The following is an 18,581-nucleotide window of genomic DNA, read 5'->3' on the forward strand; positions in this document are numbered from 1 at the left end:
GACTGTTTCGACCCGCTATTCTTCAACCTCACCCCGCGCGAGGCGGAGGCCATGACGCCGCACCAGCGGCTGGTGATGCAGGAGGGCTGGAAAGCGCTGGAGGACGCCGGCTACAACCCGATGGCGCTGGCCGGCCAGCCGGTGAGCGTCTACGTCGGCGCGGAACCCGGCGGCTACCAGCACGATTCCTTCACCGGCGCTTCCGAGGCGATCGTGGCGTCGAGGCTGTCCTATTTCCTCGATCTGCGCGGCCCGGCGATGACGATCAACACTGGTTGCTCGTCGTCGGGCGTCGCCATCCACCAGGCCTGCGAGAGCCTGCGCCGCGGCGAAAGCCGGATGGCGCTGGCCGGCGGCGTCTACGCGCTGCTTGACCAGCGGGGCCTGGTCAGCCTGTCGGCGATAGACATGCTCAGCCCCAGCGGCCGCTGCCACGCGTTCGACGCCGCGGCCGACGGCACGGTGATTTCCGAGGGCGTCGGCATGGTCGCGCTGAAGCGGCTGGAGGACGCGGAGGCCGACGGCGATCCCATCCACGGCGTGATTGAGGCGTCCGGCGTCAATCAGGACGGCGCCAGCAACGGCATTACCGCGCCCAACGGCGAGGCGCAGGAACAGCTGATCCTGGACGTTTACCGCAAGTTCGCGATAGACCCGGCGCGCATCGGCTACGTCGAGGCGCACGGCACCGGCACCCGGCTGGGCGATCCGGTCGAGGCCGGCGCGCTGGTCCGCGCGTTCCGCCGGTTCACCGACGCCAGCGGATACTGCGCGCTGGGCAGCGCCAAGGCCAGCCTTGGCCATGCGGCGGCCGGCGCCGGCGTGATCGGCCTGATCAAGGTGCTGCTGTCGCTGCGCCACGGCAAGCTGCCGGCGATGCCGGGCTTCGAGAGGCTCAACCCGCTGATCGAACTGGACGGCTCGCCGTTCTACATCAATCGCCGGACGGTGGATTGGCCAGCCGGCGGCCGCCGATTGGCCGCGCTGAATTCCTTCGGCCACAGCGGCACCAACGCCCATCTGGTGGTAGGCGAATACGCGGCGGCTCCGGCTCATCGCATCGAGCCGCCTGCCGCGGGCCGGGTCTTCCCGTTGTCGGCCCAGACCGACGGCAGCCTGCGCGATTACGCGCGGGCGTTGGCGCAATGGCTGGACGGAGCTGAGGCCGCGGGGGAGACCGCGCTGGCCGACGCCGCGTTCACGCTGCAGACCGCCAGGGAGGCGATGCGGGTTCGCGCCGCGCTGACGGCGGGGAGCGTTGCGGAACTGCGGGCCGAGTTGAGGCGGCTGGCCGATGGCGGCGCGGCGGTTCAGCCAGACGTCGACAAGGAGGGGCTGGCCGCGGCGTGGGCAGCGGGCAGGCGGGTGGACTGGGCCGCGTTGTGGCCGGCTGGCTCGGCGCGCCGCATCCATCTGCCATCTTATTCCTTCGCCAAGGAGCGCTATTGGATCGAGCAACGGCCGTTGTCCGCCGATGCGCCGACGACGCAGCCGGCGCCGATCGCTGACGGCAAGGACCTCCATGCCGCGACAGGACTGCTGTTGGCCCGGCCGATCTGGCGGGACGCGCTGGACGGCGAGAACGGCTCGGACATGGGCCGGCGCATGCTGTGGCTGACGGGCTTTTCCGGACAACAGGCGGCGCAACTGCGCACGGCGGCCGGAGATGGATTCGAGTGCGAAATCCTGGCATCGGACAAGGCGACGCCGGCCGCGCGCTACCAGGCGCTGGCGCTGGAGCTGTTGCGGCGTTTGCAGGCGCAGGACGGCCCGGCGCGGATCGAGTTGTGGATCGCGGAGCGGACGCCGGCGCATGGGCTGCTCGCTGGTCTGGACGGCATGCTCAAAACCGCCTGCCTGGAGCGGGACGATCTCGGCGCCCGTTGCCTGCTGGTGCCGGTGAACGACGATGCGCCGCTGGAGGCCGCGCGCGTCGCCGAGCTGGAGCGGGCGCTGGCGGATGCGCCGCGCCACGGCGCCTGCTCGCTGCAAAGAAGCGAGGCCGGCGACGGTTGCCTGGAATTGCAGTGGCAGGAACTGAGCGACGCGACCATCGATCCAGATATGCAGGGCGAGGGCCAGGCGGCATGGCGGGACGGGGGCGTTTACCTGATCACCGGCGGCGCGGGCGGCTTGGGCTTGATTTTCGCCGAGGACATCGCCGCGCAATGTCGCGACGTTTCCCTGATCCTGCTGGGCCGTTCGGCGCTGGACGCCGGCCGCGAGGCGCGGCTGCAGAAGATGCGCGACGCCGGGGCCAGAGTCCGCTATTGCCGGCTGGACCTGACCGACGGCGAGGCGCTGGACGGCCTGATGGACGAAATCCGCGCCGAATACGGCGGCCTGGACGGCGTGCTGCACGCCGCGGGCGTCAACCGCGACCGCTCGCTGGCGAGAAAAACGGCGCAGGAACTGGTCGAGGTGTTCGCCGCCAAGGTGATCGGCACCGAGCTGCTGGACCGGGTCTGCCGGCGGTTCCGTCTGGATTTCTTCGCGTTGTTCTCCTCCTGCTCGGCCGTGCTGGGCGGCCCCGGCCAGGCGGATTACGCGGCGGCCAACGCGTTCATGGACCATTTCGCCGGCTGGCGAAACCGCCGCGTGGCCGAGGGCCTGTGCTTCGGCCACACGCTGTCGATCAACTATCCGCTGTGGCGGGACGGCGGCATGCGGGTGGACGCCGCCACCGAGGCCGGCATCCGCAACATGACCGGGATGGCGCCGATGCAGTCCGGCCATGGCGTGCGGGCGTTGCGGCTGGGTTTGCGCGCCGGCCTGGAGCGCCTGATGGTAATCGAGGGCGATCTGCCCAGGCTTCGCGCTCGCCTAGGCGGCGCGGAGCCACTGGCCGATGCCGTCGTCGCCGAGCCCGCGTCGGCGCTTGACGGCGAACGGCTGCTCGCCGCGACGCGGGAACGGCTCAAGGCCGTGTTCTGCGAAGTGACCAAGCTGCCGCCGGACCGCGTGGAGCTGGATGCGCCGCTGGAGCGCTATGGCATCGATTCCATCATGATCACTCGGCTGAACCAGGCATTGGACGTCGCGTTTTCGCGGCTGGCTGCGTTGCCGGCGGCGGAGCGGCAGCCGTCGAAGACGCTGTTTTTCGAATGCCACACGCTGGCCGCCGCGGCCGCCCATCTGGCGCAGCGGCATCCGCGCGCCTGCGCCGCGTGGAGCGGCCTGGGCGATGACGGAGCCAAAGCCGGAGAGGAGGCCGGGAGCGCTGAGCCGGCGCGGCCGGCGGAGCAGGAACCGATTGCGGTGATCGGCATCAGCGGGCGCTATCCCCAAGCCGGCGACCTGGACGCGTTCTGGCGCAATCTGCGCGACGGCCATGACGCCATCACCGAAATCCCGCCCGCGCGCTGGCCGCTGGACGGTTTTTACGTCGAGTCGCCGCAGGAGGCGGTGAGGCAGGGGCGCAGCTACAGCAAATGGGGGGGATTTCTCGACGGTTTCGCCGATTTTGATCCGCTTTTCTTCAATATCTCGCCGCGCGAGGCGCTGAATATGGATCCGCAGGAGCGCCTGTTTCTGCAGACCTGCTGGCAGGCGATGGAGGATGCCGGGCTGACCCGGGCCGACCTGGCCGGGCCGTATCGCGGCGAAGTCGGCGTGTTCGTGGGCATCACCAAAACCGGCTACGGCCTGTACGGGCCGGCGATGCGGGAACAGGGGCGGATGGCGTTTCCGCGCACTTCGTTCGGCTCCGCCGCCAATCGCGTGTCCTATGCGCTGGGGCTGAGCGGGCCGAGCGAGCCGGTGGACACCATGTGCTCGTCGTCGCTGACCGCGCTGCACCGCGCCTGCGAGAGCCTGCGGCGCGGCGAGTGCCGGATGGCTTTCGCCGGCGGGGTCAATCTGTACCTGCATCCATCCAATTACGTCGAACTGTGCGCCGGCCAGATGTTGTCCCGGGACGGCGTCTGCCGCAGCTTCGGCGAGGGCGGAAATGGCTTTGTACCCGGCGAGGGCGTCGGCGCGCTGCTGCTCAAGCCGTTGTCGCGGGCGCTGGCGGACCGGGACAATATCCACGCGGTGATCCGCGCCACCGCGGTGAACCACGGCGGCAAGACCAATGGCTACACCGTGCCCAATCCTCAGGCCCAGGCCGCGGTGGTCCGCCAGGCCATCGAGCGCGCCGGATTGAATGCCGGCCAGGTCGGCTACATCGAGGCCCACGGCACCGGCACCGAGCTGGGCGATCCGATCGAAGTGAGCGGCTTGAGCCAGGCTTTCGCCCCGGACGGGGTGGCGCCGGGCAGCTGCGCGCTGGGCTCGGTTAAGGCCAGCATCGGCCATTTGGAGGCTGCGGCCGGCGTCGCCGGCGTCAGCAAGGTGATACTGCAGTTCCGGCATGGCCAGATCGCGCCCAGCCTGAACGCGGCCAGGCTCAATCCCAATCTGGCGCTGGAAACCACGCCGTTCCGCCTGCAACGGGAACTAGGAGACTGGCTGACGCCGGACGGTGGGCCGCGCATCGCCGGCGTATCGTCCTTCGGCGCGGGCGGCGCCAACGCGCACGCGTTGCTGCAGGAATGCGCGGAGTACCGCGAGCCGGCATCCGGGGGCGAGGAGGCCATCGTGCTGTCCGCCCGCGACGGCGAGCGGCTGTTGGCTTACGCCGAGGCGCTGCTGGCCCATGTCCGGGCCCGTCCCGGGATGACGGCCGCGGACCTGGCCAATCTGGCTTTCACGCTGCAGACCGGCCGCGAGGCCATGGCCGCACGGCTGGGCGTACTGGCGACGTCGCCAGCCGATCTGGAGGCGAAACTGAGCGCCTTCGTCGATAGCGGTGTATTGGGCGACGGCGTGTATCGGGGCGAGGCGGCGCGCGGCGCGGTGCTGGCCGCCGCGGACGATGGCGACGCGCTGGCGCTGTTGCGAGCGTGGACCGAGGGCGCGATGGTGGACTGGATGCGGCTGCATGCCCGCCGCGGCGGTGCGATGCCCTTCCGCGTCAGCTTGCCCGCTTATCCTTTTGCCCGCCAAACCTTCTGGCCGGTCGAGAGCGCTCCGCGCGCAAGCGTCGCAGGCAAAGAGGCGGTTCCGTGCGAAGCCGCATCCGAACCGGGCGCGTCCGAGGTGGATGACTTGAGTTTCGCCGCGCGTTGGCTGCCGGAGGCTCGCGCGGATGATGGGCAGGGCATAGGCGGGCGGCGCTGCGTGTTGATCGTCGCGCCGGCTTCCGCTTCGCCCGCGGCAGAGGCGCTTGCCCGGCTTCATCTGGACGACGCAGGCTTCGCGGCCGCGGGCGGCCGAGTGATTCTGGCCGAGCCCGGCGAGCGCAGCCTGGAGCGGTCTACGGACCGCTGGACGCTGGCCGCCGACGATCCGCAGGCGCTGGATCGGGCGCTGGGCGGCTATCCCGCCATCGACTGCCTGTACTTCATCGGCGAGGCTGGCGATCCGGCCGATTGGGACGCGCTGCGGGACAGTCCGCGGCGCAACGAGATTCTGCTGCTCAGGCTGATCCAGTGGTTGAAGCGGCATGGCCATGGCCAGGCGGTAGATTGCTATATCGTCAGCCAGGACAATTTCGACGTCGCCGGCTCGGCGGCCAGCGCTTTCGGCGGCGGCCTGACCGGGCTGGCCTACGCGATCGCCCAGGGCGAACACCGGTTCCGCGTGCGCAATATCGACGCGGACAGCCGGGAGCTGGCCGACCCGGTCCGCCTGCCTCAATGGGCGAGCCAGGTGAGCGCCGAGCAGGGACTGGCGCGCGGCGACGCGCTGTGCCTGCGCGGCGGCGCGCGTTATCGCCAGTCCATCGAGGTTCTGGATTGGACGTCGGCGGATGCGGGGCCGGGGCTGAGGCGGAATGGCGTGTACCTGATCCTGGGCGGAGCCGGCACGGTCGGTTCGGTGATCAGCCGCCACCTGCTGGCGGAACACCAGGCCACGGTGGTTTGGCTGGGACGCCGTTCCGCCGACGACGCCGGAGTGAAGCGGCGGTTGGCGGATTGCCTGGCCGCCGCCGGCACTGATTCCGCGAGACTGGATTACCTGCAGGCGGACGCCAACGACGAGGCGTCGCTGCGGCGCGCGGTGGCGCTGGCGAAGCGACGCCACGGCGAGATTCACGGCGCGGTGTTCTCCGGCGTGGTGTTCGGCAGCGAGGAGCCGGTCGGCAAGATGGCCGAACCGCTGTTTCGCGACATCATGGAGGTGAAGAGCCGCGGCAGCATGAATTTCTATCGCGCGCTGGCGGATCAGGCGCTGGATTTTCTGTGCTATTTCTCGTCGGCCCAGAGCTTCGCCTTCTCCGGCGCGGCCAGGCTGCCGGCCTACGCCGCGGGCATCACCTTCTCCGACGCGTTGGTCCGCAGCCTGGGCCGGTCGGCGGCTTTCCCGGTCGGCGTCGTCAACTGGGGCTTCTGGCAGGCATCGTTGCGGGAGCGCCAGGCGGCGGATCCGTCGGCGCAGGCGATGAGCCGCCACGCGGCCGCGCTGGAGGACCGCGACGGATGCGAATGCTTCGTCCGCTTTATCCGGACGCTGCGCGCCGGCGCGTTGACGCAGGCGATATGCATGGCCGCCTCCGCGCCGGTGCGCCAGCTGATGGGGCTGCCGGCCAAGCCGACCGCGCCTGCCGGCGACCGGTTCGAGCGCTATCGCGCGGACGCCGCTCCGCTGTTGGCGGCCCACGACCCCGAGCCTTTCGACCGGGCGATGGCCGGCATGCTGCTGGCCCAGCTGCGCGCCATGGGCCTGTTCGCGAAACCGGGCCGCTTCGAGGACGGCGAGGCGTTGCGCCGAGCTGCCCGAATAGGCGAGCAGTACCGCCGTTGGTGGCAGACCTGCCTGGAGTTGTTGGAACGGCACGGATTGACCAGGCTGCGAGGCGCGGAGGCATGCGCGACGGACAAGGCGCTGTCGGCCGATTCCGCCGCGGACTGGCGCCGGCTGCGCGAGGAGCTGTCCGCTGATCCGCAGCGCCGGGCGCAGGTCGAGCTAGTCGATGCCTGCCTGCAGCGCTTGCCGGAAATACTGGACGGCCGGCTACAGGCGACCGATGTGATCTTCCCCCGTTCGTCGATGGAAAAAGTGGAATGGGTGTATCGCAACAACGCGCGCTCCGACTACTTCAACCGGGTGGTGGCCGACGTGGCGTTGAAGCATGTCGAAGCCCTGCTGGCCGAAAATCCGCAGCGACGCATTCGCATCCTGGAAATCGGCGCCGGCACCGGCGGCACCACTTCGGTCGTGTTGCCGGCGCTGCGGCCGCTGAGCGAGCGCATCGCCGAGTACTGCTATACCGACGTGTCCAAGGCTTTTCTGCTGTACGCCAGGAAAACCTACGGCTCCGACTATCCCTTCCTTAGCTACCGCCTGTGGAACGTGGAGCAACCGCCGGAGAGCCAGGAGGTGCGGGCCGGCGGATACGATATCGTGATCGCCGCCAATGTGCTGCACGCCACGGCGAATATCCGCCGCACTTTGCGCCATGCCGGCGCTGCGCTGCGGGCTGGCGGCATTCTGCTGCTGAACGAGATCAGCGACCGCTCGCTGTTCTCGCATCTGACTTTCGGTCTGCTCAAGGGCTGGTGGCTGTACGAGGATCCCGAACTACGCATTCCCGGCACGCCGGCGCTGGATCCGGACGGCTGGGCCGCCGCGCTGGCGGATTCCGGGTTCGGCGGCGCGCGTTTTCCAGCCCGCTGCGCCCATGTCCTGGGCCAGCAGATCATCGTCGCCGAGCGAAGCGGGGCGGATGCCGGCGTGATGTCCGCAACCGTGGCGGCGCCTGAGCCGCTTCCCGCCAGCCGTCCGGAAGCGCGCGGCGGCGGAACCGCGCTGATGGCGGCGGCGCTGGCCAGCCTGGCAGACGCGCTGCAGATGGATGCAACGCAGATCCGGCCGGACCAGCCTTTCGCCGATTACGGCATCGACTCCATTCTCGGCGTGAGCTTTGTCGACGCTTTGAGCCAGGCGCTGGGCGAGGAGCTCAACACCGCCTTGCTGTTCGACTACCCGACCTTGGACAGCCTGGTGGCCCATCTGGCGGAGCGGTGGCCCCAGGCCTGCGCCCGCTTGGATGGGCGCGCGGCGCATTCCCATGCCGCCGACAGTGAGCGCGGCGCCGACGGGGAGGCGTTGGCGGCGTTGGTGACGGATGCTTTGGCCGAGGCCTTGCAATTGGAGCCGGCGCAGATCGACCGCGAACAGCCGTTTTCCGACTATGGGCTGGACTCTATCTTGGGGGCTGGCTTGATAGACCGTCTGGGCGCGGCGCTGGGAGTAGAGCTGGGCGCGGCGATATTGTTCGAGTACTCGACCGTGGCCAGCCTGACCGGCTATCTCGATGGCCTGGGCGCAAAGCGCCGGCCGGCGGACGCGCTTGCCAACGCCGGGCCGGCGAGGGAGGCGGTGATCAGGGTGCCGGCTGCGGAAGGTCTGGAACGGCGCTTCCTGTCCGGCGAACTGTCCGTCGACGCCTTGCTGGATCTGATCGGCAAGGATGCCGTCGAGCAATAAGCCCCGCGCCCTGGATGACCGGGTTCAGCCCAGGCGGCCTTGAACCGCCGGGGCTGTTTCTTTTGCATCGGCAGCCATCGACGGGTTGCAAAAATCTTTTGTTACTTTGCGTAAAACGCCAGCGATCTGTACATTTCTGCCATGCTAGAATCATATCTTAAAAGCATTTAAATCATTTTAGTCCGTACATTTGTCATTGAACGGTTATGGGCCGCTGCGTAGCGCGGGAAATTGTCTGGAAACGATCAATATGAGCAGCCAAGAATTTCAAGCCATTCTCGCAGCGTTGCAGCACGGGCGGATCACGGAGGCAGAGGCAAGGTCGCGCTTGCAGCGGCTGAAGGCCGGCTCCAGCCCGACAAAGGCATCGGGGAACTCGCCGCCCGACTCAGGTGCGGAGATCGCGGTGATCGGCATGGCCGGGCAATTTCCGGGCGCCGAGGATGTCGACGCTTTCTGGCGCAATCTCGCCGCAGGCGTCGACGGCGTGGCCGAATTGGGCGAGCGCTATCTCGATGCCGGCCGCCGCTACGCGCCGCAGCGACAAGCCGGTAAGACTTACTGCAAATGGGGCGGCGCGCTGGAGACACGGGATGATTTCGATCCGCTGTTCTTCAACATTTCCCCGCGCGACGCGGAATCGATGAATCCGCACCAGCGGCTGATCCTGCAAGAGGGCTGGAAAGCGCTGGAGGACGCGGGTTACAACCCGCGAAGCCTCAAGGACTGCCCAGTGGGCGTATTTGTCGGCGCGGAGCCGACGGGCTATTTCCATGAAACCTTCATCGGCGCTTCCGACGCCATCATCGCGTCGCGCCTGTCTTATTTTCTAGACTTCAAAGGGCCGGCTCTGGTCGTCAACACCGGTTGCTCGTCGTCGGCGGCGGCCATCCACCTGGCTTGCGACAGCCTGCGCAACGGCGAAACCGGATTGGCGCTGGCCGGCGGCGTGTTCGCCACCCTGGGCGAACCCAGCCTGATCAGCCTGTCGCAGATGGACATGCTGTCGCCCAGCGGCCGCTGCCGCACTTTCGACGAGCGCAGCGACGGCATCGTGTTGGCCGAGGCGGTCGGCATGGTCGCGCTCAAGCGCCTGTCGGACGCGCTGGCCGACGGCGACCCCATCCACGGCGTGATCTGCGCCTCGGGCATGAATCAGGACGGCGCCAGCAACGGCATCACCGCGCCGAACGGACAGGCCCAGGAAAGGCTGATCAGCGAGCTGTATCGTCGTTTTTGCATCGATCCTCGGCGCATCGGCTATGTCGAGGCGCACGGCACCGGCACGCCGCTGGGCGATCCGGTCGAGGTCGGCGCGCTGGCGCGCGCCTTCCGCCGTTTCACCGCCGATGCCGGTTATTGCGCGCTGGGCAGCGCCAAGGCCCACATCGGCCACGCTTCTGCCGCGGCGGGCGTGGTCAGCCTGATCAAGATATTGCTGTCGATGCGGCACCGCCGTCTGCCGGGCCTGCTCAATTTCGAGCGGCCGAATCCGAAGCTGCCGCTGGAGGGCTCAGCGTTCTATATCGCCCGCGAGGACCAGCCGTGGTCCAGCGGCGGCGGGCCGTTGATGGCGGCGCTGAATTCCTTCGGCCACAGCGGCACCAACGTCCACATGGTGATACGGGAGGCCGACGCGGCCGCAGTGCCGGCTGCCCAGTCCGACGGCCCGCACGTGCTGCCGTTGTCCGCGCGCACGGCGGACAGCCTTACGCAATACGCCGGGCGACTGCGGCAGGCTGCGGCCGAACCGGGCGTCAGTCTTGCCGACCTGGCCCATACATTGCGGATTGGCCGGCCGGAGCTTGCCCATCGGCTGGTTTTCCTGTGCCGGGACATGGACGAATTGATCCGCCAGCTGGACGGCTGGTTGGAGGGCGGCCGTCCCGAGCATTGCTGGCATGGCGCGGGGGACGGCATCGAGGGCGGGCAGATCGTTTTGCCGTCCGACGCCGCCGGGCTGCCGCGGCTGGCTGAAGCCTGGGCCGACGGCGGGCGGGTGGACTGGTTCGCATTCGGCCGCATGCACGCGCCCGCGGCCCGGCGCATCCACGCGCCGACCTATCCATTCGCCCGGCAGAATTTCTGGATCCCCCCCGAGCGCAGGGGCTCGGGCCGCGGCGAGGCCGGTTCTGCCGCCGCGCCGATCTGGGCAGGCCGCCTGCATCCCTTCCTGGCGCAGAATGTGTCGGACCTGGGCAGCCAGCGCTATGTCGCGGTTTTCGACGGCGAGGAATTCTTTCTCAAGCAGCACGTGGTGGGCGGACGCCGCATCTTCCCCGGCGTCGGCCATCTGGAAATGGCCAGAGCCGCGGTGGCGCTGGCGGCGGGGACGATGGCCGCCGGCAGACAGCCTTGGTTCAGCAACGTCGTCTGGCTGCGGCCGCTGATTCTGGACGGCAGTCCGCGGCAGGTGGAGGTGGCGCTGATCCCGGAGGACGATGGCCGAATCCGTTTTGAAATATCCAGCCGCGATTACGACCAGGCGAACGGCGTCGCCAGCGGGGAGCCGGAGCTGCACAGTCAGGGCGTGGCCGGTTTCGACGAGACGCGGTCCGGGTCCGGCGTCGATTTGGAGGCGCTCCGGGCCCGGACGGCCGGCGGCGCGCTGAGCGCGGAACAGTGCTACCGCGCCTACCACGACATGACTTTCGAGCATGGCCCAGCCTACCAGGGCTTGCGCTCGATCCGGCTGGGCCGGGGCGAGGTGCTGGCGGAGCTGGCGCTGCCGCCTTGCAGGCAGGGCAGCCTGGACGATTATCTACTGCATCCGTCGCTGATGGATTCAGCCTTGCAGGCGGCGATCGCACTGAGCTTGGGAGCCGACGTGGTGTTGCCGGACCGCGGCCGGGATGGGCTGCCGCCCGCCACGCGGCCGACCCTGCCTTTCGCGCTGGATGAACTGCGGATATTCGACCGCTGCGGCGAGCGGATGTGGGCGCGGGTGAGTTGCGCCGACCCGGCCGAGGGCGGCGGTTCGGGGGGCCTGCAGCGGCTGGACATCGAGCTGTTCGATGAAGGGGGCAAGCTGTGCGCGGCCATGCTTGGTTTCACTTCGCGGGTGTTGAGCGAGGCCGAAGCGCCGGCCGATGAAGGCCTGCGCGGTGAAACGCTGCTGTTCCGGCCGCATTGGGAGGACGAAGCCGCCTCCCGCCAGGCCGCAACAAGCTCAGCGCAGCGCCTGGTCCTGTTGAGCGGTTTCGACGCGGAGACGGTCGCGGATGCGAAGCGGCGGCTGGTCGAGCGCGATCCATCCTGCCGCTGCGAATCGTTGGACGCGGCGGCCGGCGATCCCGCCGACGATTACCGCCTCACCGCATTGGCGTTGCTGGCGCGCATCCGCATCCTGCTGCGGCAGGGAGGAGGCCTGCGGCGGCTGCAATTGGCCGTGCACGATCCATCCGGCGAGCGAATGGCCGGCGGATTGGCGGCGATGCTGCGCAGCTTGCGCCAGGAAGCGCCGGATATCGTCTGCCAGCTGATCGAGCTGGACGAAGCCGCTGCGCTGGCTGAGCGGCTGGACGACAACGCGGGCGCTGACGCCGTGGAGATCCGCTACCGCGCGGGACGCCGCCAGATTTTGCGCTGGCGGCGCTGCCCCGAGGCGGATCTGGCGGTGGGCGCGCCGTGGAAGGATGGCGGCGTGTATCTGATCACCGGCGGCCTGGGTGGCCTGGGCCGCGTCTTCGCGCGCGCGATCGACGCCGATGTCAGCGGCGCGGTCCTGATCCTGACTGGTCGCTCGGACCCCGCGCCGGCCTTGCTCGACGGCCTGGGCGCGTGCGGCAACCGGATCGAATACCAGCGCCTGGACGTCGGCGACCGCGGCGCGGTGGGCCGGTTGGTCGACGCGGCGCTGGCCGAGCATGGGAGACTGGATGGCGTGTTGCATTGCGCCGGCGTGATCCGGGACAGCCTGCTGGTCAACAAGCGCGATGAAGATGTTGAGCAAGTGCTGGCGGCCAAGGTGGCCGGCACGCGCAATCTGGACTTGGCGACGTCGTCGCTGCCTCTGGATTTCATGATCCTGTTTTCGTCTGGCACCGGCGCGGTCGGCAATGCCGGCCAGGCCGACTACGCCGCGGCCAACGCCTTCGTCGACCGTTACGCCGCTTACCGCGACAGGCTGGCGCGGCAGGGACGCCGCGGGGGACTCAGCCTGGCGATCAACTGGCCGCTGTGGCGCGAGGGGGGCATGAAAGTGGACGTCGAAACCGAGCGGAGGATGGCCCGAAGCGCCGGCATCGCAGCGATGCCGACCAATGCAGGCGTCCACGCGCTTCGCCAGTGCGTCGCGCTGGGCGAGGCGCAGGCGCTGGTCATGCATGGCGATCCCGTCCGGATTGAGGCGCTGATGGCCGGCCAAGGCGAGCCGGCGGAGCCGTCCGCCGGCGCGTCCATGCCTGCAGGGGATCACGCGCCGTTGGCCGAGGCGTTGCGCCGAGGCCTGGCGGAGCTGGTGGCGGGGCAGATGAAGATACCCTCCCCGGATATCCGCGCCGACGCCGAATTCAGCCAGTACGGCTACGACTCGATCAGCCTGACCGCGCTGGCGGGCGAGTTGAAACGGCAATGGCGGCTGGAGCTGGCGCCGACGGTGTTTTTCGAGCACCCGACGATAGCCCGTTTCGCCGCTTATCTGGCGCGCGCGCACGGCGGCAAGCTGGCGGGCCTGTTCGCGCCGACCTCCGTCGCCCAGCCGCCGGCAGCGGGCCAGGCCAAGGGGGGGCAACAGGGATGGCGGCGAATGAAGGCCGATCCATCCCGGTCCGGACGCGTTTTGCCGCCGGCCGTCAAGCCGCTCGCCGACGACGATATCGCGGTGATCGGCGTCAGCGGCCGCTTTCCCATGGCCGACGACGTCGACGCGTTTTTCCGCAATCTTCGCGACGGCAAAGACTGCATAAGCGAGATTCCAGGTGACCGTTGGGATTGGCGCGAATACTACGGCGATCCGCACCGCCAGCCTGATAAGACCAATGTCAAATGGGGCGGTTTCATCCGCGGCGTCGATCATTTCGACCCGCTGTTCTTCGGCATCTCGCCGCGCGAAGCCCAGCTGATGGATCCTCAACAGCGCCTGCTGATGACGCACGTCTGGCTGGCGATGGAGGACGCCGGTTACGCCGCCTCGGCCTTGGCTGGCAGCGACGCAGGCATTTTCGTCGGCACCGGCGTCACCGGCTACAGCAGCCTGATCGCCAAGAGCGGCGTGCCTATCGAGGGCTATAGCGCCACCGCGATGGTGCCGTCGGTCGGCCCCAACCGGATGAGCTTTTTCCTGGACCTGCACGGGCCCAGCGAACCGGTGGAAACAGCCTGCTCTTCATCGCTGGTGGCGATACACCGCGCAGTGCAGGCGATGCGCGCCGGGGACTGCTCGATGGCCATCGTCGGCGGCGTCAACACGCTGATCGCGCCGGAGGCGCAGATCAGCTTCAACAAGGCGGGCATGCTGGCGCTGGACGGGCGCAGCAAAACCTTCTCCGCCCAGGCCAACGGCTACGCGCGCGGCGAAGGGGCGGGCATGATCGTGCTGAAGCGGCGCGCCCAGGCCGAAGCCGACGGCGACCACATTTACGCACTGATCCGAGCCACCGCGGAAAACCACGGCGGCAAGGCCAACTCGCTGACCGCGCCGAATCCGCGAGCGCAGGCCGAGTTGCTTAAGTCGGCATACCGCCAGGCCGGCGTCGATCCGCGCAGCATCGGCTATATCGAGGCGCACGGCACCGGCACCGCGCTGGGGGACCCCATCGAGATCAACGGGCTGAAGACGGCCTTCGACGAACTGGCGGAAGAGATGGGCATCGCTTCGCTGGAGCGGGGCTATTGCGGGGTCGGCTCGGTGAAGTCCAATGTCGGCCACCTGGAACTGGCCGCGGGCATCGCCGGCGTGATCAAGGCGCTGCTGCAACTCAAGCACCGGACGCTGTTCCCCAGCCTGCACTGCGAGGAAATCAATCCCTATATCGAGCTGGACGACAGCCCGTTCTACATCGTGCGCGAAAGCCGCCCCTGGCCGGCGGCACGCGACGCCCAGGGCAGGGAGCTGCCGCGCCGCGCGGGGGTCAGCTCCTTCGGCTTCGGCGGCGCCAACGCCCATATTTTGCTCGAGGAATATCATCCGCCGGCGCGGCGCGACGGTCCTGCGGAACCCGGCGCGCGGCCCATTCTGCTGTCGGCCAGGACGCCTGAGCGCTTGCGCGAGTACGCGCGCCGCTTGTCCGCATTCCTCGAGGATCGTCCGGGCGACGCCTGGCGCGACCCCTTGCCGTATCTCGACGATCTGGCCTACACGCTGCAAACCGGCCGCGAGCCGATGGAGGAAAGGCTGGCGCTGCTTTGCGATTCGCTGGACGAGCTACAGCGCCAGCTCGCCGATTTCGCCGCGGGCGGTCAGGCCGCCTGCCATGGGCGCGCCGCCGGCGGCCAGGCGACGGCGCTGTTCCGGGAGGACGAGGACATGGCCGCCGCGTTGGCGGCCTGGATGGACAAGCGGAAATTCCGCAAGCTGGCGGAGCTGTGGTGCCAGGGGCTGGAGATAGACTGGCAGCGCTTCCATCGCACCGGCCGCCAGCCGCGAAGGCTCAGCCTGCCAGGCTATCCCTTCGCCGAGGAGCGATACTGGGTGACCGATCTGGCGACGGCCCGCCCGTCCGCGCCGACGTCCGGCGGCGCCTGGCTGCATCCGATGCTGGAGCGCAATACCTCCGATTTCTACCGCCAGCGTTTCAGCAGCCGCTGGCTGGGCGAGGAGAGCTGGTTTGTCGACCACCAGGTAGGCGGCCGCAAGATCATGCCCGGCGTCGGCTACCTGGAAATGGCCCGCGCGGCGATTGCCCAGTCATGGAGCGCGGACCGGCTGGCCGGCTGTGCGCTGCAGTTCGACAACGTCGTCTGGCTGGTGCCGTACACACCGGGGCTGGAGCATAGCGAACTTCATGTCGAGCTGGGGCTGGATGGCGAGCGGATCGATTTCAGAATCTATTCTCTGGCCGACGGCGGCGAGACCGAGCACTGTAAAGGCAGTGCGGCTGCGTCGTCGTCGATGGAGCCGGAAACGTTGGATTTGGCAGCGCTGAGGGCCGAGCCGTGGCCGCGGGTCCTGGATGCGGCCGAGCTGTATCCGCTGTTCGAGCGCATGGAGATCCATTACGGCGCGGGCCACCGCGGCGTTCGGCGGCTGTGGCTGGGAGAAGGACGGCTGCTGGCCAGGCTGGAGCTGGATGCCGCCATGTTCGGCGGCGATTGGACACTGCACCCGGGCATGCTGGATTCCGCGGTGCAGGCATCCATCGGCCTGCTGCTGCAGAACGGCGGATTGGACCAAACCCGGCTGCCGTTCGCGCTGGAGCGCTTGACTGTTTACGGCGGCTGCCGGCCGGCGATGTGGGCGAGCATCCGACTGGGGCGCGGCGGCCGGGGCGGCGCGGGGCGGCGCATCGACATCGACTTGTGCGGCGAGGACGGCCAAATCGCCGTCAGCATCCGCGGCTTCAGCTCGCGGCCGGTGGGCGCGGCGTCCGCCGCGCCGGACCTCGCCGGCGCGCTGCCGGCCGGTTTGAGCCTGCTGGCGCCGCGATGGGAAGTCGTGGCCGGTGAGCCTGTTCCGCCGCAGCCGGCGCCGACGCTGGCGATAGGCGGTACGCATGCGATGCGCGACTGGCTGGCCGGGCGGCATCCGCAGCTTCGCTCGCTGCCGGGGCTGGCTGACAGCGTGGACGGCATCGCCTCTCAGCTTGACGCCAGCGGCCCGTTCCAGCGGCTGGTTTGGGTGGCGCCGCCGGCGCAGGACAGCGTTGAGGACCAAGGTTTGCTGGATGGCCGCGACCAACGCGTGTTGGGCCTGTTCCGTCTGGCCAAGGCATTGATCCGGCTGGGTTACGACAAGCAGCCGCTGGCGCTGAGCCTGGTTTTCTCAGGCAGCGCCGCCGTCGGCGCCGGGGAGATGGCGGCGCCGGAACTGGCCGCCTGCCATGGCCTGGCCGGTTCGCTGGCCCAGGAGTACGAGCATTGGCGGGTCGAGCTGCTGGACTTGCCAACCGATGGGCAGCCGCTGCCTGCCGGCGAGCCCGAGCCGGAACTGCCGGCCGAGTGTCTGGCCTGGCGCGGCGGCGAATGGTTCCGCCAGCGATTGCTGCCGCTGGCGGAGCGGGCGAGGCCGGATGGCGGGGCGCGCTATCGCGAAGGCGGCGTCTATCTGGTGATAGGCGGCGCCGGCGGCATAGGCGAAGCCTGGACCGTGCACGCGATGCGCCGCTGCCGCGCGCAAGTGGTCTGGCTGGGCCGCCGCGCGGTCGACGACGCGATCCGCTCCAAGCTGGCGTCGCTGGCCGAGGTCGGCCGGACATGCGGCGCGCCGGCTCCCTTGTACATCCAGGCCGACGCTACCGACGCCGCGCAGCTGGAGAGGGCGAGGCGGCAGGTCGTCGAAACCTGCGGCGCTATCCATGGCTTGGTGCATTCTGCGCTGGTGCTGGACGACGCCAGGCTGGAGCAGATGGACGAGGCCGGGTTCGTCTCCGCGCTCGACGCGAAGATGGCGGCCAGCGTGCGCATGGCCGAGGCGTTCGGCCCGGAACACAGTCCGGAGCTGGATTTCGCGCTGTTCTTCTCGTCGATGATCTCGTTCAGCCGCGCCGCCGGCCAGGGCAATTACGCAGCCGGCTGCGCGTTCGCCGATGCGTTCGCCGCCCGGCTTGGCCAGCGGTGGCCGTGTCCGGTGAAAGTGATCAACTGGGGCTATTGGGGCAGCGTCGGCGTGGTGGCCGATCCGGAGCACCGCGCCAGAATGGCTGGCCTGGGACTGGGGTCGATCGAGCCGGAAGAAGGCATGGCGGCGCTGGACGCGCTGCTGGACTCCCCGCTGCCGCAACTGGGCCTGGTCAAACTGCTGGAGGCGATGGAGATTCCTGGCATAGACGGCGGCCGGTCGCTGGATTGCTATCCCGGCGAGCAGGCGGACGCCGCAACCGTCGACTGGCAGGCTGCGGCGGACAGGCTGGGGCCGCCGCCCAGCCACCACGCCGCCGCCGGCGACATGGACCGCTTGCTGTTGCGGCTGGTTTGCGCCAGTTTGGCCGACCTGGCCGGCGGCGAAGCGCTGACCGAATCCGCCATCTGCTCGCATCCGGCGGTGTCCGCCAATCTGGCCTCCCAGCCGTTCTACCGGCGCTGGCTGAGAGAAAGCCTGCGCCTGTTGGCGCAAGAGGGGCATGTCGACGAGGCCGGGCGGTTGCGGGAGGCATCGTCCGATGCCGCCGGACTGTGGCGGGAGTGGGAGCGGGCGAGCGAGGGCTGGCGGGGTGATGGCGGCCTGGATGCCCAGCTGAGGCTGGTGGAAGCCTGCGCGCGGGCCTTGCCCGCCATCCTGCGCGGCGACACGCCGGCTACCGAAGTGATGTTCCCTGGCGGTTCGATGTCGCGGGTCGAGGATGTCTACAAGAACAACCTGATCGCCGACTACTTCAACGCGGTATTGTGCGAAGCGGCGGCCGACATCGTCCGCCGCCGAGTCGAGGCCGGCGAAATCGTGCGCATTCTGGAGGTCGGCGCCGGTACCGGCGGCACCACGGCGGGTTTGATAGAGCGGCTGCGGCCATGGAGCGACCACATCGCCGAGTATTGCTACACCGACGTGTCGCAGGCCTTCCTGCGCCATGCGGAACAGCGCTTCGCGCCGCGGGCGCCGTATCTGCGCACCGCGATTTTCGACGCCGGCCAGGCTTGCGCCGAACAGGGCATCGCCACCGGCTGCTATGACCTGGCGATCGCCACCAACGTCCTGCACGCCACGACGGACCTGCGGCGCTCGCTGGGCAACGTCAAGTCCGCGTTGAGGCGCGGCGGCTTGCTGCTGCTGAACGAAATCAGCGATCGCGCGATGTTCACCCACCTGACTTTCGGCTTGCTCGAAGGCTGGTGGCGGCATGACGATCCGGCGTTGCGGATCGAGGGATGCCCCGGTTTGCGGCCGGAGGGCTGGCGCGCGCTGCTGGCGGCGCAGGGCTTCGAGGGCATCGCCTTCCCGGCGGCAGACAGCCACGGATTGGGGCAGCAGATCGTCGTGGCCGCCAGCGACGGCGTGGCATGCCAGCCGAGAG

At 69.1% G+C, this 18,581-nt stretch carries 2 protein-coding genes (1 of these 2 cut by a window edge); both read left to right on the forward strand.

Annotated elements, in window-relative coordinates; translation table 11 throughout:
• Positions 1-8,475, forward strand: the 3' portion of a protein-coding gene (locus ACY3GB_RS02300; RefSeq protein WP_463087299.1) for an SDR family NAD(P)-dependent oxidoreductase. 6,609 nt of this gene lie to the left of the window's left edge; the window shows 8,475 of its 15,084 coding nt (coding positions 6,610-15,084); its start codon lies beyond the left edge, outside the window; the stop codon is at positions 8,473-8,475.
• 415 nt (positions 8,476-8,890) lie between these two features.
• Positions 8,891-18,581, forward strand: a 9,691-nt coding sequence (locus ACY3GB_RS02305) for an SDR family NAD(P)-dependent oxidoreductase (protein WP_463087300.1), incomplete at its 3' end; no start/stop codon positions are given.

It is taken from the genome of Chromobacterium sp. Ag138, from assembly GCF_055181315.1.